Source organism: Magnetococcus marinus MC-1 (assembly GCF_000014865.1).
GTDB classification, from domain to species: domain Bacteria; phylum Pseudomonadota; class Magnetococcia; order Magnetococcales; family Magnetococcaceae; genus Magnetococcus; species Magnetococcus marinus.
Genome location: NC_008576.1, coordinates 4,635,493 through 4,657,255 on the forward strand (window position 1 = coordinate 4,635,493; position 21,763 = coordinate 4,657,255).

At 53.3% G+C, this 21,763-nt stretch carries 11 protein-coding genes; 8 read left to right on the forward strand and 3 right to left on the reverse strand.

Annotated elements, in window-relative coordinates; all coding sequences use genetic code 11:
- The first annotated feature begins 42 nt into the window (after positions 1 to 42).
- Positions 43 to 2,046 (forward strand): response regulator, encoded by a 2,004-nt coding sequence (locus tag MMC1_RS20755; protein ID WP_011715231.1) that lies wholly within the window; start codon positions 43 to 45, stop codon positions 2,044 to 2,046.
- 49 nt (positions 2,047 to 2,095) lie between these two features.
- Here MMC1_RS20755 and MMC1_RS18995 read toward each other — a convergent pair whose 3' ends face one another.
- Positions 2,096 to 9,619, reverse strand: coding sequence for a tandem-95 repeat protein (locus MMC1_RS18995; RefSeq protein ID WP_011715232.1), 7,524 nt, complete (start codon positions 9,617 to 9,619; stop codon positions 2,096 to 2,098).
- 479 nt (positions 9,620 to 10,098) lie between these two features.
- On the opposite strand from MMC1_RS18995, the gene MMC1_RS19000 reads away from it, so the two are divergent.
- The 3 genes from MMC1_RS19000 to MMC1_RS19010 all read left to right on the forward strand — a co-directional run bounded on the left by MMC1_RS19000 (position 10,099) and on the right by MMC1_RS19010 (position 17,958).
- Positions 10,099 to 14,526, forward strand: a complete 4,428-nt coding sequence (locus MMC1_RS19000) for a tetratricopeptide repeat protein (RefSeq protein WP_011715233.1) — start codon at positions 10,099 to 10,101, stop codon at positions 14,524 to 14,526.
- A gap of 209 nt (positions 14,527 to 14,735) precedes the next feature.
- The gene (locus tag MMC1_RS19005; protein ID WP_011715234.1) at positions 14,736 to 15,680 is read left to right on the forward strand and encodes a DUF7354 domain-containing protein; all 945 of its coding nucleotides are present in this window, start codon (positions 14,736 to 14,738) and stop codon (positions 15,678 to 15,680) included.
- A gap of 205 nt (positions 15,681 to 15,885) precedes the next feature.
- On the forward strand, positions 15,886 to 17,958 hold the full coding sequence (locus MMC1_RS19010) for an adenylate/guanylate cyclase domain-containing protein (protein ID WP_160162741.1): 2,073 nt from the start codon (positions 15,886 to 15,888) through the stop codon (positions 17,956 to 17,958).
- 175 nt (positions 17,959 to 18,133) lie between these two features.
- Here MMC1_RS19010 and MMC1_RS19015 read toward each other — a convergent pair whose 3' ends face one another.
- Together MMC1_RS19015 and MMC1_RS19020 are read right to left on the reverse strand one after the other, a co-directional pair.
- The gene (locus tag MMC1_RS19015) at positions 18,134 to 18,526 is read right to left on the reverse strand and encodes an RNA-binding S4 domain-containing protein (RefSeq protein WP_011715236.1); all 393 of its coding nucleotides are present in this window, start codon (positions 18,524 to 18,526) and stop codon (positions 18,134 to 18,136) included.
- Positions 18,526 to 18,816, reverse strand: coding sequence for a hypothetical protein (locus MMC1_RS19020; protein WP_011715237.1), 291 nt, complete (start codon positions 18,814 to 18,816; stop codon positions 18,526 to 18,528). Before MMC1_RS19020 ends, MMC1_RS19015 begins: the two co-directional genes overlap by 1 nt.
- Before the next feature lie 692 nt (positions 18,817 to 19,508).
- Here MMC1_RS19020 and yhbY point away from each other — a divergent pair.
- The 4 genes from yhbY (at position 19,509) to MMC1_RS19040 (ending at position 21,741) form a co-directional block, all read left to right on the forward strand.
- A complete protein-coding gene (gene yhbY / locus MMC1_RS19025; protein WP_041641483.1) occupies positions 19,509 to 19,835 on the forward strand; it encodes a ribosome assembly RNA-binding protein YhbY in 327 nt (108 codons plus the stop codon).
- A 3-nt stretch (positions 19,836 to 19,838) separates the two neighbouring features.
- Complete coding sequence (locus tag MMC1_RS19030; RefSeq protein ID WP_011715239.1) at positions 19,839 to 20,153, forward strand: hypothetical protein; 315 nt, start codon at positions 19,839 to 19,841, stop codon at positions 20,151 to 20,153.
- Positions 20,154 to 20,386: 233 nt separating this feature from the next.
- The gene (locus tag MMC1_RS19035) at positions 20,387 to 21,457 is read left to right on the forward strand and encodes a class I SAM-dependent methyltransferase (protein WP_011715240.1); all 1,071 of its coding nucleotides are present in this window, start codon (positions 20,387 to 20,389) and stop codon (positions 21,455 to 21,457) included.
- Between the two features lie 5 nt (positions 21,458 to 21,462).
- Entirely contained in the window at positions 21,463 to 21,741 is a 279-nt protein-coding gene (locus MMC1_RS19040) for a hypothetical protein (protein ID WP_011715241.1), read from the forward strand.
- Positions 21,742 to 21,763: the final 22 nt, after the last annotated feature.

Here is a 21,763-nt window from a genome sequence, read left to right on the forward strand (position 1 = left end):
ACTTAAGTTAAGCAGATTCAACCTGCAAAAAAGGAAGTCGAAATGATGGAGCTGTGTCCAAAAATTTTGATCGTCGATGACCGCCCAGAAAATTTATTTGCCCTCCATTCAATCTTAAAAGTGCTCCGTGTTGAGATCATCCAAGCTCCCTCTGGAAATGACGCCTTGGCCCTGGCCAATGAGCATGACTTTGCCTTAATTTATCTGGATATAGACATGCCAGGGATGGATGGGTATGAGGTTGCTCGTCACCTGAAATCCTATGATAAGACCATGAATATTCCTATCCTCTTTCTCACCTCGGCTTACCATGATGAGTTCCATAGTCTGATTGCCTATCACGCCGGTGGCATCGACTATATTGAAAAACCCATATGCCATGAAATCCTACTTGCCAAAGCCAAACTATTTTTAGAACTCTACATCAACCGCAAAAAGGTTGAGCGAACCAATATCATCCTCCAAAGCGAGGTCCTCAGACGCCAAGCGACCGAAACGGCCTACCGGGAATGTGAATCCAGGCATGAGGCAAAGAGGGTTTTTATCGCCAAAATGAGTCATGAATTCCGCACGCCGATGAACAGCATGATCGGCATGTTAGATATGCTAGAGGGCACACCATTGTCTGAAGAGCAGTTTGAATACATCGACTCAATGCGCCAAGCAACGGACCACCTAACCAGTATGGTTGGTAATCTTCTTGATATTACCCAGTTGGAAGCAGGAATTATCAAAATCAAAGAAAAACCCTTTAGCCTCATAGCCTTGGTCAAGAATGTCATCAATATTATTCGACCATTGGCCTTTAAGAAAAAGATTCTTTTTATTCCCTATATCTCGCCTGACATTGCGCCTTGGTTTATTGGTGATGCCAATCGTCTTCAGCAAATCCTGGTCAATCTACTGGGCAATGCCATCAAATATACCCACTGGGGCAGTGTGGCGCTGCTGATCTCTGCAAAGCCTGTAAACTCTCGTTATAACGTTGAATTTAAAGTGGTTGATACAGGAGATGGCATCGATTTAGAGAATCAGGAGAAGATTTTTCAGGCTTTTGTCCGTGGTGCCTACAATAACGCTGAAACCACCGAGGGGACGGGACTTGGCTTGTCGATTTGTAAAAATCTCGTCGATCTGATGCAAGGAACCATCGAACTCAAAAGCACCCCCCAACATGGCAGCACATTTTCGGTCTCCATTCCCTTGACCCGCTACACCGCCCCTGTTCAAACGGGTAAAGAGAAAAAGCTGCAAGGGGTGAACCTATCCATACTCACAGATCACCTTGTCCAAGGCATGCTCTTTGAAGAGCAATTAACCCGCCACGGTGCCCATTCGCATCTATGCTTTAATGGTCAATCCATCGCGGCGTGTTTTGCTGAAGAAAAGGATACCGACCTGCTTATCGTGCATCATGATAACACAAGTAAAAAGAAGCTATTACAAGGGTTTGAGAAGTTTAAACAGGAGGTCACCGACTGCAAGGCGAAAATTCTCATCTGTGGCCGTTGTTACCAAAGAGATGACATGGAAGCACTTGCCGACAGGGGTGTCTCTATCTTCCCGGATTTTCACGATGAAGATGAATTGATTGATAAAATCCAATCGGTGCTGGGTCTGCACAAAAATAGAAAAAAGCCAGACCCGCTCGATGCGAAAAAACGGGTGTTGATCGTCGATGACAGTGAAGATAACCGAGTCCTATTGTCCCACTACCTGCGTGATTATGCGTGTGAAATCATTCAAGCTGTAGATGGTCACGAGGCGATTGACACATACATCGCCTCCAGACACTCACTGGATCTGGTTCTAATGGATCTACAGATGCCCGGTCTGGATGGTCTGAGTGCGACCCAAAAGATACGGGCTTGGGAAAAAGCACATCGTGTTGCAAAAGTACCTATCGTTATCATATCCGCACATGCGACTGAATCCCATAGAGACGCCTCGCTTAATGCAGGGAGTGATGCGTTTTTGAACAAACCCATCCGCAAAAAAACCCTCAAACGGATTGCCGCTCAATTTCTCCTGCATGCCGAGCCTTGAGACCCTCCCCCGTAGCTTGGTTTCCGTGATCGCAAGGCGTCACCCTTCACTAAAGCACACTGTTCAAAAAGTTTATATCCTGATCCACCAACAGCTTGGCCACACCATTGGTATAGAGATTGTAGTTGATGGTATTACCGCTGCTGGTGGGGTTGGTCATGGAGCCCGTGGTGGCCAGATTCCAGCTATTGAAGTCATTCATATACAGGGTATCGCCACTGTTGCCATAAACCAGTAGGGTCTGCTTGCTGTCGGTTATATCCAATACTTGATTAAGATCCAAGTATAGGGTGTTATCGCCGGTTCCGGTCAGATCCACCGCCTCGATATTATGCACATCCCCATGGCCGGTCTGGGTCGTGGCACCACCAATTGTTATCCCGGCCCCACTCACCACAATGGCATCCGAGCCGGCCCCACCATCCACATAATAATCCAGATCATCGTAGATCAAAATATCGTTGCCACCCCCACCATAGAGGGCATCCGCCCCCGCCCCACCATCAATGATCTCACTCTGGATATTACCGTGGATGGCATCCGTGCCCGAGGTACCGGTCAACGTACCGCTGCTGATGGGACTGCCCAAAATCGCACCAATATTGCTATAGTCCTGGCCATAGAAAAGATAGGCAACCCCAGTATCCGCACCACCATTCACATCCACCATATTGGCCCCGGCAATGAGATCATCAAAACCATCACCATTGACATCCCCCAGCGCCGAACCATCCACCATAAACTGACCACCAGCCTGATTGCCGTAGACGATAAACCCGTTGCTGCCATTCACCGCCGCCAAAGCGTTGCTGGTCAACGAGAGGGTCGTATCACCACCATAAAGGATGGCGGTCGCTCCCGTGCCATTGACGAGACGTGAACCAATCGAGAGATCATCATAGCCATCACCATTGAGATCCCCAACCCCCCGCACCCGATCCCCCCAGTAACTGCCCGAGGTAAAGCCATCCAAGGCCACCACATTGCCCATGGAGAGCGCTGAGCTCACGGTAAGTGCCCCATTAAAGTTGGTTGCCATGGCGTCGCGACCATAGATAATCAACGCCCCACCTTGGGCGCTGTTGGCACCGGCGTAGCCAATCACCATATCGCTATAACCATCGCCGTTTAGATCTCCAGCATACGCGAGCTTATGGGCAAACTGATCCCCCCCCTGGCTGTTGTAGATCTGAAACGCCCTGCTGCTGTCGCGCAACGTATCCACCCCGATGCTGGCCGTATTTAAAGATTGACTGCCCCACACGGTCCACAGCTGTCCCGCTGCGCTATGCAAACTATCCCCAGCACCAATGATCAGGTCATCCATAAAATCGCCGTTCAGATCACCATGGGCCGTGGCTGAAACACCAAATTCGGCTCCAGCGGCATCCCCGGTCACGATAAAACCGTTGCTGCCGTCCAGATCGGTGAGGCTCACATCGCCCACATTGGCACGGCCATAGATGACATAGACCGCCCCCACATTGCTCTCATCGACCATATCACTGTTCAGATCAATGTCCGCATTGCTGTCGGCCAGCACAATATCGCTATAACCATCGCCGTTGATGTCACCCCCACCACGGGTGCTCAGGGGGCTATCACCGCTGCTACGGCTGATGGTAAAACCCTCACTGCTGGATAACGAACCGATATTCAGGGTGGCACTGTTGCGGGTACCACTGCCCAAAATCACATAGGCATGACCGGCATCCCCCGATTGATTGTTGCCAATCACAAAATCGGCATAACCATCGGCGTTAATATCCCCGGCACCGCTGATGGTGTAACCCAGCTTTAACCCCGCCGTATCCCCCTCCACCACAAAACCATTGGCACCATTGAGGCTGCTCAGCTCAAAACTTTCACCAAACCCATCGCTGGTTCCATACACCACATAGACCTGACCGGCGGCGCTGACCCCATTGGGGTCGGCAGCATGGGCACTTATGGCAAAATCCCCATAACCATCGCCATTAATATCCCCAATACCCTTGGTTTGACGCCCCGTCAAATCACCCGCAGTGGCACCGTTTAATACCGCCCCCGTATTGCTCTCCAGATAACCTACCGAACGGAAAGAGATGTTGATGGCGTTCAGCCCGCTCTGATCCACATCACTCTCCACCGCGAGAATGGCGTTGGTCGTCGTATCGCTACTGCCGGAAAGGTTGTAGTAAATATTAAAGGTTTTCACCCCACTGCCGGTGATGGGATCCTGATAAACACCCGAGGTATGGTAATACCACTGCCCATCCCAACTGGGGGCGCTTATGGTGTCGCCACTATCCCCCGTGACCATACTGTAACCCAAGCTGGAGGAGGCATCCCGCAACGCCCAAGCGGTGATGGTTAGCTGATCGGTCCCACCATTTTCCAGATCCAGCCACTCCACCGAAGAGAGCTCTATGGGATCGCCACCGTTGCTATAGTCCAGCGTAACCCCAGCGGCGCTATTGATCACAACCTTATCCACCCCCGCCCCACCCCAAATTTGGTCACTATCGCTACTCTGCACATCATCAAGGTAGATTATATCGTTGCCTGCCCCGGCATAAATGGTATCGCTACCACTACCGGCATAGAGGGTATCATGACCCAACCCACCAATGATGAGATCGCCATTGGCACTGCCGGTTATGGTGTCATTGCCCGCGCCACCATCCAGCCGGATTATATCGGTATCGGCCCCAGGCGCGGTGATCACATCATCCCCCGCCGTATAGGAGTTATCCATGCGCCCCCGGAAATCCTTGCCATAGATAATATAGGCCTCACCCCCCACATCACCGGCGGTGCTGGCGGTCGCCGCAGGAGCGCCCACCACCAAATCAAAATAACCATCCCCATTGACATCCAGCAGACCACTCACCGAGGCGCCAAACCCATCATTGCTGTCCACACCCTTGAGCATAAAACCTTGGCTGCTGGCCAGATCGCTCAGGTTAAGGGAGGCACCAAAGCCACTCTCAGCCGCACTACGACCATAAATAACATAAGCTTGACCACCATTATTACCCGTCACCCCCACACTTTGTGGCGCGCCGATTATCAAATCTTCAAACCCATCCCCATCCACATCCCCGGCAATGCGCACCGAATAGCCTACCCCCCCACTGCTCGCCATGCCGTTGATCACAAAACCATTGCTGCCATCGAGATCGGTAACATAGAGATCGCTGCCCGTGACATTCCCGCTACCGTAGAGGACATAAGCCGCCCCCTGCCCCCCATTGGCACCCGGTGCCCCAATGATCACATCCTCATAACCATCATCGTTCAGATCCCCCACATAGCTGATGGAGCTACCCAAGCCATCCCCCGCTTGGGCACCATATAGGGTAAAGCCCGTGGCGCTGCTTAAATCGGACATATACACGGTGTTGACCATGGCATTATCGGTGGCCCCATACACCACATAGACAGCACCAGCCCCACTGTTGACACCACTGGCCCCAACCATCAGATCGCTGTAGTTATCGTTATTGAAGTTTATATCCCCTTCTAGGGCCGAACCAAAACGATCCCCATAGGCCTCCCCCACCAAAATCTTACCTTGGCCCGCTTGCATCAGGTTATCCATGGTCATGCTGGCTGTGCCATAACCACCATCCATGCCATACACCACCGCGACAAAACCGGTATCCTGCTCCGACAAACCCAGGAAAAGATCATCCACCCCATCCTGATTATAGTCCGACCCCCCAAGCAGAACGTGACCCATCATGCCTGCGGTAGAGCTGCCACCGAGGATCAAAACGCCGTTGCTGCCATCGAGATCGCTTAGATTAAGCGTGCCCGTGGTGGAGGTGGCATGACCATAAACCACCGCTACCGCCGCCGTAGAGCTGTAACCAGGCAGGCCCACGATCACATCTTCGTAACCATCGTGGTTAAAATCTCCAGTGCCAGTCACCGCATAACCCAGCTCATCGTTGCTGCCGGTGGGGGATTGCAACAAAAAGCCATGGCTACCATTGAGGGTGCCCAGATCCAAGCTGCTGCCAAAACCATCGCTGCTGCCATAGAGCACATACGCGCTGCCGGCACTGTCCGCATTGGGGGCCCCCACCACCAAGTCCCCAAAGCCATCCTTGTTAAAGTCATCCACATAGCTGCTGGCGTATCCCAAGGCATCCCCAGCGGCACCACTAAGCAGGGTATAGTCACTGCCCGCCGTCATAGCGGCGAGTGCCAATGTATAGGGGGCGGTGGCATCCGTCACCGTGACGGTAAGCGTGGTGGCACCATAGGTGCCGGGATCGGCAGCGGTGGTGGGATCGTCCACTTTGAGGGTAATGGTCTCTGTCCCGGTAAAACCCGCAGCCGGGGTGTAGGTAAAGGTGCCGCTACCGCTGGCGTTGGAAAGCACCACACTGCCACCGTTAGAAGCGGTATAAGAGACCGCTAGCGTATCGCCATCCACATCCGCGACGGTATAGGCATAGCTGGAGCTGGTGCTATCCAGACTCACTGTGAGAACCGATATGGCCGCGCTGATGGTGGGCAGATCATTTTGCGCCGCCACAGTTAGGGTGATGGTCTGGCTTTGCATACCACCCTGCCCATCGCTCACCTCTACGGTAAAGCTATCGGTACCATAATAATCGGTGGTGGGGGTGTAACTATAGCTGCCTGTACCGCTGTCAAATGCGGTCAAAGCACCATGGCTCGGCTGGCTGGAGAGCATATAAGTCAGGGTGTCATTCTCAACATCGGTGGCGGTGATGGTACCATGATAGGGGGTATCTTCATGGGTGGATAAAGTGGCACCGCTGGTAAACACCGGGCTATCATTCACACCGGTAATGGTGACGGTCACACTCTGGCTGTCGGTACCCCCATTGCCATCCGACACCTCCAGGGTAAAACTGTCGGTGCCATAATAGTCCGCTGCCGGGGTATAGGTATAATCCCCGGTTGAGCTGTTCAGGCTCACCGCACCATGGCTCCCTTGGATCACACTAAAGGAGAGGGTATCACCCTCCCCATCACTGGCCATCGCACTGCCACTGTAGGGGGTATCCTCCGCTGTGCTTATGGTCGTGGTGGTGGTCAGTTGCGGGTGATCGTTTACCGCAGCGACCGTAACCGCCACACTCTGACTGTCAAGCCCACCATTTCCATCGCTTACCTCCAGGGTAAAACTGTCGGATCCAAAATAGCCCGCCGCCGGGGTATAGGTATAATCCCCGGTCATGCTGTCCAAACTCACCGAACCATGCGCCGCCTGTGTGGTCAGGGCAAAGGTAAGGGTGCCCCCATCCACATCGGTGGCGGTGGCCGTGCCGCTACTGTAGGGTTGATCTTCGGTCACATGGATGGTGGCAGCCGTGCTGAGTACGGGATCATCGTTGACCCCATTAACCGTAATGATCAGCTCTTGATAGCTTTCACGCTCACCATCATCCATAACCAAGGTCAACACCTCGACACCAAAATAGTCGGGATCGGGGCTATAACTCAGGGTGCCAAAGCTGGTTAGGCTGGCCGTACCATGCTGTGCATCCCCATAGAGGGAGAGCAGGGTATGGGTGCCCACATTGGGCTCATTGGCATGCAGAAAGACGGCTGTGCTGCCATCCTCATCCATGCTCAGGGTGGTGATGTTCAGGCTCGGGTCATAGTCACTCTGCATATAGACCGTGGTGTAGGTGTAAAAGGGATCACCACTGCCGCTATAGAGCAGCGCCACCTGAAATTGATCTGCATAGAGATAACTGTCCCCATTGGGGGTGCTGTTTTCACCAAAAGCGTAACTGGGGCTGTAGATGAATGCCCCTGTCTGGGCGTCCAACGTTAGGGACCCTGGACCACTGTAGGCGGTCTCAAACGCGATGGGGCTACCATAGTGGGGGTTGACGTAATAATTTAGGTTACCACTGAAAGGGTTATCCTCGTTTACGGTATAATATTGGGACGACTCCGAGTCGTCCCCAATCACCGTGGCAACAATCGAGCCCTGCACACCATCGGCGTAAAAAGTACCCACCGTGGCCGTTACCGACTGACCTTGAGTCAGATAATCAAACCGACCATTAGGCGCATATTGGTAGACCTCATTCCCCAAGCTATCCTGGCTAACCACCGAAAAGCCCAATTGGGGGTTAAATTCAATCTCCGCATTGGCATAAGAGCTGAGCTGACGCAGATCCTCCAAAGTAAAGGTAAGATTGGCCGCCGTGGCTGACTCCGCAAAGCTGCCCAAATTTAGGGTTGTTACCGCCGTTTGGTTGGTAGGCAGATAGTCATCCTCGGGGTTATTTTGCGTTATCTCGGGGGGTTCGAATTCATTGCCCCCGAAGTCAAAACCATCATCCAGCCCTGTTTCGAAGGGATCATGACCATTCAGGGCAAAGGGGTCATCCCCTTCGTTGCCAAACAGCTTATCGAAGAATTCATCATTGGCCTCCCCTTCAGGCGGTCCGCGGTCATCGCCCTCCCCTTCAGGGGGTCCGCGGTCATCGCCCTCCCCTTCAGGGGGCTCACGGCCATCGCCCTCACCTTCGGGGGGCTCACGGCCATCGCCCTCACCTTCGGGAGGCCCACGGCCATCGCCCTCACCTTCGGGGGGCTCGCCCTGGTTTAACTCTGGATCAGGTTCAGCCTCTGGAGGGCGCTCCTGCAACTGCTCCTGCTCTTGTTCCAGCTTGTTTTGCTGCTCCTGTTTGGCGTCTTGAAAACTTTGCGCCGAAAGCTGCTGTTGAAAGCGGCTAACCAGATTGGCGGGCGCTTGATAGACAGGAGCGGGGCCCTGACCAAAGCTGATGGCGGTAGCAAGGCCGGGCTGATCCAATGTAACCACGTTCTGGCCTAAAGGATCGGAGATCTCAAACACACCCGATTTATGCACAACGGTGGTCGCCCCATCGCTACCCACTTCACCATCGGCCTCCGAACCCCGCACACGGATCATGGCCGCAGGGGTTTTAAGCAGGGTGTGGCTACCTTCGGTAAGCTTGGCTAAAGCCCCGCTTTTATAACGGAAAATACCCCGTAAAATGGTGGCATCAAATCGACCTTGGGAACCGGCCGGATCATAGATATAGTTGTCGAGCATGGCGCGGGCATCCTCGCCAAGCTGAAACTCTGTCCCATCTTTAAACAGGACAAACAGCAGACTGTTGCCGCTGGTACGTAGCATATCACCGGGCAGAATCTCATCGCCCTCATCCAGGATACGCATAAGCCCATCCCGCCCCTGCGCCAGTACTTTGCCCGCCAACTGGGCTACCTGCCCAATGGCTTCGGTCACGCCCATGCTGGGGCCCGCTACCTGCACCCCGTGACCCTGAGTAGCCAAGACCGCTTGAATGGTCTCTGGCAAGATGGCTCCACCATGGGGCAAGATAAGGGTGGGCAGATTAACATGGTCAAAATAGCCCACCACCCGCAGCGCAGCGCCATCGCTTTTCACCAAGATCAAGTCCGCACCTTCCCGCAGATAGGTACCATCCTGCACATAAGCGGGATCAAGGAGATGTACCTGTCCATTAAGAGAACGAACCACCGCTGTATCATCGGTCATCACAACCGTTGGGGTGGGAAACGAGGTGTGCGTATGCTTGGCCATGGAAAATCCATCCTAATGGGGAGCGAGGTTTCCGCATTATCGCGTGAAAAGGATGCGGTAGCCATCCTCTTCATTAAAAATTTTTACGCCAGCAGGCTTGCTGAAAAAGCACAAGGAACACGATCCATGCAAAAATTGTGGGGGTAATGGTATTTTTCCCCCCCTTTCGTGCACAATACTCCGAGAGCATTTCCTGGCAATCATGTTAATATGCACGGTGGGGGAGGATGTAGATGATACAAGCTGCACCCAAACCGTATGCAGACGACACATAGGAAGGTGGATGATTTGTTCATCCGACCAAGGATCGTGCCCAACACCTCTTCCGACTCTCTTGCGTGACACCCCAGCCCATAATGGTTGCTCGCATGATAGGGTTGCTCGCAAGATGGGGGAGGTAGTGGTCATGGATGGGAAATTAGGCTGTGTGGTCCTTTCATGGTCCGCACAGACAGGCATCATGAAGGCTTTGATGAACCATGAACAGATCATATAGACCTTCCGGTCACGGATTTTTTCGCTACTTAATCATTACCTTGGTGATGCTTGGCCTGGGTACGGCGTGGGCTCAAGAAAAGGCGCTACCCGATCTACCAGAACCTGTAGAACCTTATTTAAAAGCGGCGCATGCCGGTGATGCCAAAGCCCAGTTTGCGCTGGCAGAGATCTATATTCGTGGCCGCAAAGCCGAGCATACCAAAAGTGCGGCCCAGTGGTATCTCAAAGCTGCCGAGCATGGTCACATAGACGCCATGGCCAAACTGGGGGTGATGTACTACGCCGGTATGGGGGTCGAAGAGGATAATGTTAAAGCCTTTGAGTGGTTACAAAAGGCTGCCCTGAAAAACAGTGTGCACGCCCAGTATCACCTTGGATTTTTATATGAAAAAGGCATCGGTACCAAGGTCAATACCGATTCTGCCCTAAAATGGTACGACTACGCCGAAGCCCAGGACCACGCCTTGGCGGGCAAGCGCAAAGCCAAACTGGTAAGCACCATGGAGCCTGCCAAGGTGCAAGCGGTGCTGGCTAGCAATGCGGCCGTGCGTGAAAAACTGGTGGCAGCCACCAAAGAGCGCCAAAAACAAGCGGGGGTTGCCCGTGCCGAGCAGGGACCACCCCAGCTTCAAGCACTTAATCAGCTAACCGCTAAATTGGCGCAAAATCCAGGGGATGAGGCAACCCTCGCTAAAGCCGCTGAACTGAATACACAATTGCAACGTCCGGTTGAAGCCGCCGCATACTACCGGGATGCCGTGGCCGCCGCTTTACTCGATAAAAAACGTGCCACTGCGGTTAAACGCATAACCAGTTACAACAACAGCATTACCCAAGCCCTCTCCCTGCAACCGGTTGCCGCCCAAGCTGTGGTGAAAAAGGCCTCTCTCCTACCCAAAGGGGTGGAGGCAAAAGCCATGATCGACTGGCTCAAACAGTATAAAGGCATTGAAGCCAGCCTGAACAAGGGCCAAGTTGCCGAGGGCACTGCCCTAGCCAAGGCACTGGTTAAGCATGCGGATGAAAAATTTGGGGCCAAACATCTCATAACCCTACGTAGCCAATCGCTTCTGGGCCAAGCCTACCTGTTGGATGCGCAACAGGAACAAGCTGTTGCGTTGTTTAATGCCCTAGATAGCGTCGCTACTGAAGTGCTGGGTGCGGGACATCCTGAAGTGCTCTCCTACCAAACCATTTTGGCCGATGCACTGGCCGCCAGAGGGGATTTTGTCCCCGCAGGCAAGCTTTATGGAGAGATCGCCCAACGCGCCCAACAGCTGTTGGGAGAGGGCCATTTGGATACCCTTGAAGCCATAAACAGCCAAGCGGCCATGCTCTCCAATGCGGGTCAGTATGGCGAAGCGGTTACGCTGTTTAACACCCTCTGTGCCCGTTTTGATCGCCATTTTGGTCTCTATCACCCCAAAAGTGCCGTCTGTCACAACCAGATGGCCTTTACCCTCTCGGAAAAAGGGGATCTCAAGCAGGCCGAGGCTCTGTATCAAAGCACCCTGAAAAAGCAGAGTGCTGCATCGGGCTTGGACAATGTGGAGTTGCTCAATACCAGCATTGCGCTGGCCGATGTGCAGCGCCGCCTAGGGGATTATGCCAAGGCCAAGCTGCGTCTGAAGCCTATGCTCAAGCTAACCGCCCTGAAGAGTGCATTGGAAGAGGCCCATTTCCGTGCCAAAAACACCATGGCGCTCACCCTGCGCGATATGGGCGACTATCTGGGTGCCGAAAAGCTGTTGCGTGAAGTCATGGCTTTTGAAGCAAAAACCCTGGGCGAAACCCACCCCAACACCATTGCCAGCCGTACCGAACTGGCTGGTCTGTTGCGTCTACAGAGCCGTCTGGCGGAGTCTGAAGTGCTCTATGATGAGGCACTGGCAGCCGCTCAGCAGGGGCTGGGCAAAACCCACCCCACCACCGTGGCCATTCTTAACAACCTAGGCTTGGTCTATGAGACCCAGGGTCTCTATGATCGTGCTGAACCGCTGTTCCGCGAGGCTCTTGATACCGCGCGTGCCACACTGGGCGAGAGCCACCCCACTACCTTGGCGGCAACCAACAGTTTGGCACTGCTCTACGAGGTGCAGGGTAATTTTGATAAGGCTGAACCCCTCTACGCCACCGCCATTACCGCCACCCGTGCCAAACTGGGGCCAGAGAATGCCGATACCTTGGCCTTTGTTAACAACCTCGGTTACCTCTACATGAAGTCCGAGCGCTATGACGAGGCCGCTGAACTTCTTAATGAAGTGACCCAGAGCTGGCGTAAAAGTTTAGGCGCACGCCATCAGCGTACCCTCAAGAGCATCAACAACTTGGGCCGGGTGCGTCTGGCTCAACAACGCTATGACGAAGCCAAACAGCTTATTCAAGAAGCGTGGGATGGCCGCCGTGAAGCACTGGGCGAAACCCATGTGGATACCCAGCGCTCCATGCTGGATATGGGGGTTGTGCTGTTGCGCACCGGGCATGCGGCGGATGCACAAAAATTGTTAGAACAGACCCTAAAACTGAACGAAAAGACCCTGGGACCACAACACCCCTACACCTTTGAAACCCTGGACGCGCTGGCCGGCATTATGGAAGTGACCAATCTGCTGCCTAAAGCCTATGATCTGCGCTATACCGCCTTTGAGCGACGCACGGAGTTTCTCAACCGTATGATGTGGGTCACCAGTGACAACGCCCGTGAAGGTTATGTGCGCCTGCACCGTGGTGAGCTTAACCGCTTTATGGCACTATTACCCCATATCAACGCCGAGAGAGCCGGTCGCAGTATTATGGAGGTGGGTTTACAGCGTAAGGGTATGCTGTTCAAAATTACCTCTGAAATTCACCAAATTGCGCGTCTGTCTGAAGATCCCACCCTTAAAGCGATCACCGATGAACTCAAGTTGAGCCGCAAAAAGTTGGCCGCTTTGACCCTCTCTGGCCCCGCTGAAGATCAAAGCCCTGAGCAGCATCTGCTTGGTTTGAACGCCTTGGAAGAACGTCTCAGCACCTTGGATGGTATGCTGGGCCGGGCCAGTCAGCAGTTCCGCCAGAACAAGCGGGCCATCTCGCTGCAAGATCTTGAAGAGGCGCTGCCCGATGGGGGTGCCATGGTGGATTTTGTCGCCTATAAAGACCCCAACGATGTCTCACGCCTGATGGCTGGGGTTATGACCAAGGATGGCGATAACGTACGCTATAATCGGGTAGGCTATGAACTGACTATGCCCGAATTGGAAAAAATGGTGGTTGATCTGCGTACAGCCATTCAAAGCGAAGATATGGATGAGGATGATCTCAGGGATCTGAGCATGGAAGTTTATGATGCCGTGTGGGGGCCGATCTCCGAACTGCTGGATGAGCGAGAGAACGTCTATGTGGTACCCGATGGCATTTTGAACATTCTGCCCTTTATTGCTATGGTTGATCCTAAAGAGGATGTCTATCTGCTGGAAGCGACAGACTTGCACATGCTCACCTCCAGTCGTGATCTGCTGCCCAGTCTGATCACACCAGCCAAGGGACCACAGTTGACTTTGGCAGGCCCCAATTATGATACCGAAGAGGTTGCCGGTCAGCAGGTGTTGGCGGCGGTGCGGGGACGGCGTAGTGCAAACCGGGCTGCGGTGGTGGTGAGTGATGAAGAGCGCCAAGGGGGTGCCCGAGCAACCCGTTCGGCCACCATGCGCGCAGGGCTACGGGCACTTTCACGAGGCATGCGGGGCTTACGTTTTGACCCACTACCCGGTGCCGAAAAAGAGGGACAGTTAATTACCGAGACCCTCGCCAGCGAGGGTGGTAAATTTACCCTCAAGCTGCGCAATGATGCCCAAGAAGAGGTGGTTAAGGATATTGAGGTACCCCCCAATATGCTCCACATTGCAACCCACGGTTTCTTCTTGAAGGCGGATGAACGGTTGCGTAAACGTCTACAGAGCATGGCCCGTAGTGTGGAGCTGAACACCACCCCGCCCCCAGGAGACAACCCCATGTTGCGCTCGGGTCTGGCCTTTGCGGGGGTTAACGCCAATGCACCATTCCTCGGTGAGATCGATACCAAAAACGATGGTATTCTTACCGCACTGGAGGTGTTGGATCTTAATTTGAGCGGTACTCAGCTGGCCATTTTGTCCGCTTGCGAAACCGGTTTGGGTGAGATCCATGAAGGGGAAGGGGTGTACGGTTTGCGGCGCGCGTTCCAAGAGGCGGGCGCTCAAGAGGTGATCGCCTCTCTATGGGAAGTGAGCGACGCCGGCACCCAAGCTTTGATGACCGGACTCTACAAACGGTTGGGTGAAGGCAAGTCACCCCACCAAGCACTTAGAGATTCACAACTTGAGCTCATGCAGTCCGCACAGTGGGGCTTGCCCTATATTTGGTCGGCATTCATGAGTGTTGGCCGGTAAAAAAATGGGCTAAAACAATGGAGGGTCGCGAAAAAGATGCATCCTTTCCCTTGTTTTGGTCACCAACCAGTTAGGCTTGAGGGAATAATGAGACTCTGCTTTTGTCTGTCCTCGTGCTGCTCGTGAGGTTTGGAGTTTCAGGATTTAGTCACTCGCTCCAGGGTTTGGAGCTTAAAAAAGATATGAACACGTTCAGGGAGCTACGACCGATGAAAACCAAATTCTTAACCTATTTTGCTGTTTTGCTCGCCTTTGCGATGCTAACGGTAAGCATGCCAGCAGAGGCTAAGACCCCTGTTGCCATGTTCATGCAGCCCACCGGCACGGTAGAGTACAGCCAAGATGGCACCACCTGGAAAAAAGTCCGTCGCAACAAGTTTTTGTTCGAGAACTACCAGGTCCGCACCGGGGCCGATGGTAAGGGCATGCTGGTAAACCAGGCCACCGGCGATGTACAGGATGTCAGTGCGAACACCGTTGTGCAGGTCTCTGCCGATGGTGCCAAAGCATTGTCGGGTAACCTGTCCGCCGCTCGTCCTGCGGATGCCTCCTTGATGGCGGGTTTACAAAACCGCTTTGCCAAGGCTCAGCGTTATACCACCGTGCGTCGTGGCGTGCATAAAACCGATGCCCCTAAGGACGTCAAATTAAAAACCGCTTCGGAACTTACTTTGTCCGCCTCTTTCCCCACCTTGGTATGGGAAAATCTGGGCGACGAGTTTAGCTATGAGTTGCTGGTGGATGGCAAAGCTGTGGGCACCTTTAACACCAAAGAAGAGATGGTTTCCCATGCTCTTACCCTGGCTCCTGGCACCCACTCTTATCAAGTGAACGTCATGCAGGGTTCCGATGTGCTCTACAGCCCCAAGAAGCCTAACAGTGTGGTTTGGCTGAGCGATGCTGAAGATGCCCAACTGAAAAAAGCGATGGCAGATATCCAAGCAGCCGCCCCTGGTGATGACTTTGTGTTGGCCAGCTTCCTGGATGAAAAGGGCCTAACGGTCGCGGCCATGGAGCACTATAAAAAGCACTTTACCGCATATCCTGACGACAATGATATGCGCCCGCTGTTGATCAAAGCCTACCATGACCTGAAGTTGAAACAGATGAAGATGAAAGAGGCCATGGTCTACAACCAAATGTTGGATCAGTAATTTTTCCAAAGTTTAGGTTGCTTGGTTAGTCGAAACAAAACGGACTAACCGGATGCACGATTAAAAATCCCACCTAGGTCGAACCGGGTGGGATTTTTTTTGGTATACGGTGCTCTTAAACAGTCACTTATGGTATGGTTGCCAGATGATGGTTGCAGCACCCACCCCTTTTATAAACCACGCGCCTATGCGAGAGGCTTGCACGGTGAAAAAACAAGCATTATCCCAACGGTGGGACATATGGTTGACCATTGTCCTGTTTCTCATTGCCATTCCCCTGGAATATAAAGAGCCCTTCTCCTTTATTGAGGATCAAACGCTCTCATTCCGCCAACTGCTGCGTATGGAATATGGCCCCGCTGAGCACACCAAGCTGAATGATGATATCTTTATCGTCAATACCGATGAGCAGTTTTTTAAAGAGTATAAAAGCTTTCCGCTACGTCGCACGGATATTGCGCAAATCACCTCAACCTTACGCAAGCTTGGCGCGAAAGTGGTGGCGGTTGACTTGTTGATGGACTTTCCCAGCTCGTATGGGGAGGATGAGCCAACCGCCGAAGTCTTTAAAGAGGTTGGCAATGTGCTGGTGGTTTCGCAAGGGCGTTTTAACCGCAACAATGAGTTTACCGGGCTGAACTACCCTACCCCGGTGCTGCAAGAGGTAACCAAGAGCGGTTACACCAATATCAGCTCATCCAGCTCTCTGGTCACCATGCTTTCCCGTTTGAATCTCTTCCCCCAGATCATCCATGAAAAGGATGGCTGGCCCTTCGCGGTGCAAGCCTTGGCCATGTTCAAGGGGGTGGAGCCCAGCTTTGATGAAAAAAGCCGTCTGCTCACCATTGGCGATATCAAGATACAGCTTGACCAGTTTAATAGCTTCTATATCGACTTTCCCAAGCTCCCCCATGGTGCGCGCTTTTTGAGCGAGATCCGGGGGCTCTCCGCGATGGAGATTCTTCAGCTGGATGAAAACGAGTATGAAGATTATGCCGCTCTGGTCAAAGGTAAGATCGTCTTGGTGGGGGATACTTCCGAGGTCTCCCACGACTGGTTTGATACACCGGTGGGCATGGTCTATGGGGTAGAGATTATTGCCGATACCATCAGCACCCTAATGGCCCAAGGCCCGCTCATGCCAGCCTCGTTTACCGCCGAGGTTATTTCGGCGCTGCTGTTTATGTTTGTGCTGGTCAACGTCAACTTATGGCTGGCCCATCCTGGCTTCCGCGCCATTTTGGTGGCCTCACTGTTTGCTACCTTTATTGGTTATACCACCTGGGCCTATGTACACAGTGGCGTTATCTACTCCATGAGCTACGTGTTGCTGGCTGGTTTTCTCTCCTACTTGGTAATCAACCTCAAAGAGTATCTGGCCGAGCGCAACCAAAAAGCGATGATTAAGGATACCTTTGGTCACTATCTTTCACCCAAGGTGGTGGAGATTTTGGTCAAAGATCCCAGTAAGTTGCAGTTGGGTGGTCAGCAGCGCGAGATGACCGCCTATTTTTCTGATGTGGCGGGATTTTCTTCCATCAGTGAAAAGTTGACACCCGGTGAGCTGGTGCAACTACTCAACGAGTACCTGACAGAGATGTGCAATATTATCGCCGATCAAGAGGGTACGGTGGATAAGTTTGAAGGGGATGCCATCATCGCCTTCTGGGGGGCACCGCTGGATCAACCGGACCATGCCATTCGCGCCTGTCACGCCTCCATTGACATGCAAAATCTTATGGTCAATATGCGCAAGCAGTTGCAGGAGGCTGGTCGTCCCCTCTTAAACGTGCGTATGGGCATTAACACCGGCCCCATGGTGGTGGGTAACATGGGCTCCAAGCAGCGTATGGACTATACCATTATGGGAGACGCGGTTAACTTGGCGGCGCGTCTGGAAGGGGCCAATAAGTTTTACAGCACCTACACCATGATCTCTGAATTTACCCACAACCATGTAAAAGACGCCATTGAGTGCCGGGAGCTGGACACGGTACGGGTGGTGGGTAAAAAAGAGCCCATTACCATCTACGAAGTATTGCAGCGCAAGGGGCAGATGCAGAGCCGCGATGAAGATTTGATGGCGGCCTACCATAAAGCGCTGGAGATCTACAAAGGGCGTGACTTTAAAGCGGCCATGGCCGCTTTTGAAAAGGCGTTGCAGATTGTGGAGAATGATGGGCCCTCTCTCACCTATTTAGACCGCTGCAAACTCTATATGGAGAGCCCCCCAGCGGATGATTGGGATGGGGTCTTTAATTTTACCTCCAAGGGTTAAGCATAGGGCCTTGGGTGGAGACAACAAAAAGGGGCGACGCGCAAGGGTCGCCCCTTTTTGTGGGTTGTATATGAGATGAGACTGTTTGGGAAAGTGGCAGAGATCCTCAACGCTGGAGAGCTGCCTGTATTGGCGGGTTAGAACCAGCGTGTGCCTAATCTGTTCAACCAGCAGGCTACCCTTTTAACCGGTCCATGGCGCGGCGATCCCGTTTGGTGGGGCGGGCACTGCCATAGTCGGGACGGCTGATGCGCTCGGCACGTTGTTGGTCAGCCACCGCCACCCGCGCCTGTTTGCTCGCCTCCGACTCGCAATAGAGCTGCTGTGCTGCGGGTGCGGGGCCACGTTTGTCATGGAGCCCTTCGATCACCAGCGCAAACTGCACGGGGCCTTTGGTGATCTCCAGGCGATCCCCAACCTTAACCTGATGGCTGGCTTTAATTCGTTGACCGTTCAGGTGGACATGCCCCCCGTTGACCGCATCGGTGGCAAGGGCGCGGGTTTTAAAAAAACGGGCCGCCCATAACCACTTATCAATGCGTAACCGCGCTTCGTTAGAGGGGGACATTAGGGTTGCTCTGCCACTTGTCGGCAGAGGGCCTCAAGCGCCTGTTTGGAGAGGGTGCCGCCTTGGCCTAGAACCGTTTGTACCGATGCAGGCAATGCCTTAGCTGCCACACCATCCCCCGCTTTTAGACCATAATCGACCCCCAACACCCCACCGATTGCCAACAGTAACCACAACACCATGGTAATACCGTTGCTAATAATTTTGAGTGCGCCCACCACCACCGCCACGGCGCTGATCGCAATGATCACCCAGGCCACCACACTGGGATCTGACAAATCAGGCATCATGCTTTCCCTTGTTTTGCAGAGATATTTGAAAATAAACCATCGACTGTAAAAACCCACCCCAAACCTGCCGGGGGCAAACGCCACCACGCGTTAGGGTAGGCACGGCTTAGAGCCCTTTTTTGGTCCGGGCCAAGCCCCTATCCGCAAGCTAACGGTTGCCAAAGTTGTTCTCTTTTCCGCAATCTGGGCAGGTCCAAGTTAGGTTATTACAGGTCATGCCCCATAGGTTATCCTGCATACAATCCTGGCACATCATAAATCCGCAAGAACAGTTCCAAGCAAAGGGTAAAGAATCCTCTTTGCATGCCACGCAGGGGCCATAGTGGCGACCCGCCTTTTTTCGCGCTACCCGGGGGGTGGGTTTTGTATCCTCACACATCATCGCTTCTCCTTAGATCATCTTGTGCCTATGATAATCAGCCTGAAGCGGCGGTTCCATGGCTGATGGTGGTGAGATGACGGGAAATAGGGTAAAATGGGTTTTTTCACCCTCAGGATGGGGCTATCCATATCACGGGCTCACCCTTTGCGGTCAAAAAATTTAACCCATCCTCAACAACATACCGTTGTTGAGAACAGCGTGATGTTCTGGTACATCACTTGACCCCTGGGTCTTTTGTGCTTGGCCGGTTAGCCATACTCGATGCCACCATGAGCACTTAGGACTCCAGCGCGGCCATTTATTGGAGTTTATGACTGTGTCACTTGCGGGTTTTCAGCGCACATACTTAAAGGGTCTTGCACACCCGCTCAAACCGGTGGTGTTTGTGGGTAAGGAGGGGGTTAAAGATTCCGTCTTAGCCGCAGTGGAAGAGGCCCTGCTCATTCACGAATTGATCAAAGTGCGCTTTTTGGATTTTAAAGAACAGCGTAAAGATCTGGCCAAAGCTTTGGCAACCGATAGCCAGAGCGAGCTGGTGGGTATGATTGGTCATCTGGCCATTTTATACCGCGCTCACCCCGAGCCAGAACACCGTCGCATTCAACTGCCCAAGAAAAAGCCAAAGAAGAGTGAATGATTCATGCAAGATCGTTTTCGTGGTATTACCGACTCTGAAATCCAGTGGGATGGGCGCATTCCCACCCTGTTGACCATGACCCTCAATAGGGGTCAAAAGGTGCAGGTGGATCTGGTTACCCGCCAGTTGCAGCAGTTGGCGGGAAAACCCCTCAAAGAAAAACAGCAGGCATGGGTACAGCACATGGCTGACTATCTCCTGCGGCAGGCCTTGTTAAAGCGTCAGGAAGAGGAGCATGAGGCCAAGATCGAGGGGTCAGGCCACCAACCTTTGACCTTTACCCCCCGCATCGACCCCAATGTGACATGGTGGGGCTAGCAGGCTCATGGGGTGGAGTCTGCCCACCGGTTGGTCATGGCGGCACGGGTCGGTAAACCCCACGCACCCCCACACCGGTACGCACCAGCGGTACCCCATAGGGGGTAAGGAGCCCCTAAAGAGCCGCGCCAAACCCCACCAGATTTGGCTATTACCGTACAGCATTCCCTGCGTTGATCAGAAATATTTCTATCTGCGCGCCCCTTGGCTTACAGCCCTTAGGATGCCATCCCATGCACCATGATGCCCGTGCGATTCAACGTTTTTTCCAGAGCCTGCCCAGTGTGCTTGAGGTAGCCACCATCAGCCATCTCCATCTGGTGCATTGGCCCCTCAACCAGTGGCCGTTGGCGCATACCCTGGCAGAAATGGGCTTTGCGGGTACCCTAACCACCGCCCGTATCTCTACCCAGGTTATGGCGCAAAAGGATGGCTTTAAACGGATTCGCTGCCACGATCACCCCAGCGGCGAAGAGCCCGCCAGCCATATCTTAATGGAGCTGCCCCAGGGTAAGGAGGCCGCCAAATTGGCCATCGAAGAGGCCCTGGCCAGCCTACCGCCAGAGGGAAAATTATGGCTGTTTGGGGATAAGGAGAGCGGCATTCAGCCCTTACCCAAATATTGGTCTAACGGCCATACCATACTCAACAAGGGCCATTTAAAGCTGGTGCAGTTAAACAAAACCAGCCAGTGGCAAGATCAACCGAGCAAAAAAAAGCCAATCCTGCCTACACGGGTCGAAGGGGAGCCCTTTTACCACTACCAAAATGGTGACGTGACCCTGGCGACCCTTCCGGGTCTCTTCTCCTGGGCAGAACCGGATGCTGCTTCGTTAATGCTGTTGCAGGCTTTGCAGCATCAACGTATGTACCATCTATTGGATTGGGGTTGTGGATGCGGCCTGATTGGCACCACTTTGGCCAAACACCACCCCACCCTCCAAGTTACCCTCTCCGATGATATGGTGCGCGCCACCCGTTGTAGTACCGAGAGTGTGCGCTTAAACCAGCTACAGGCCCGCTGTCAGGTGATCCTGGAGGATGGCATCGGCCCCCATCTGCGTAACCAGGGCTTTGATACCATTGTCACCAACCCACCCTTCCACCGGGGACAGTCGCTTAATCGTGAAGTGGCTCTGGAATTTATCGGCGACGCCGTTAAGATATTGGAAAGGGGGGGGGCTTTATGGCTGGTGGCCAACAGTTTTCTGGACTACGGCCCCATTTTACAAGCCTCCTTCAAAAAGGTGGAGACGGTGCTACGGGATAGCCGCTTTATTGTGTGGAAAGCCATCAAAGGGTAAGGCCGATGCTGTTTCCCTATCATCAGGTGGGTAAAAAATTGCGGGCGAGCATCGTAGCCGCCATCGCGCTGAATACCCTCTGCATTTTGGTACCCCTGCTGCTTAGCCGGGGTGAGATCCCCGGCGGCCTGTGCCTCTTTACCGAGGGGCACTGCCAGCTCAACGGTTATGTGGCGTTTCTCTATCTGGTACTGCCACCCTTGCCGTTAAGCCTGCTGTTTTTCCTACTGCTGGGATTTGCCGAAAACTGGTGGTTTAACCACCAAAGCCGTTTCCGCCGTTAGGGCGGTAACGGTTTTGGCCGCC

What these genes read in the sequence shown, in the direction of transcription:
- MMC1_RS20755 (WP_011715231.1), top strand. Translation starts at nt 43, where the DNA reads ATGATGGAGCTGTGTCCAAAAATTTTGATCGTCGATGACCGCCCAGAA.
- MMC1_RS18995 (WP_011715232.1), bottom strand. Translation starts at nt 9,619, where the DNA reads ATGGCCAAGCATACGCACACCTCGTTTCCCACCCCAACGGTTGTGATG.
- MMC1_RS19000 (WP_011715233.1), top strand. Translation starts at nt 10,099, where the DNA reads ATGAACAGATCATATAGACCTTCCGGTCACGGATTTTTTCGCTACTTA.
- MMC1_RS19005 (WP_011715234.1), top strand. Translation starts at nt 14,736, where the DNA reads ATGAAAACCAAATTCTTAACCTATTTTGCTGTTTTGCTCGCCTTTGCG.
- MMC1_RS19015 (WP_011715236.1), bottom strand. Translation starts at nt 18,526, where the DNA reads ATGTCCCCCTCTAACGAAGCGCGGTTACGCATTGATAAGTGGTTATGG.
- MMC1_RS19020 (WP_011715237.1), bottom strand. Translation starts at nt 18,816, where the DNA reads ATGATGCCTGATTTGTCAGATCCCAGTGTGGTGGCCTGGGTGATCATT.
- yhbY (WP_041641483.1), top strand. Translation starts at nt 19,509, where the DNA reads ATGACTGTGTCACTTGCGGGTTTTCAGCGCACATACTTAAAGGGTCTT.
- MMC1_RS19030 (WP_011715239.1), top strand. Translation starts at nt 19,839, where the DNA reads ATGCAAGATCGTTTTCGTGGTATTACCGACTCTGAAATCCAGTGGGAT.
- MMC1_RS19035 (WP_011715240.1), top strand. Translation starts at nt 20,387, where the DNA reads ATGCACCATGATGCCCGTGCGATTCAACGTTTTTTCCAGAGCCTGCCC.
- MMC1_RS19040 (WP_011715241.1), top strand. Translation starts at nt 21,463, where the DNA reads ATGCTGTTTCCCTATCATCAGGTGGGTAAAAAATTGCGGGCGAGCATC.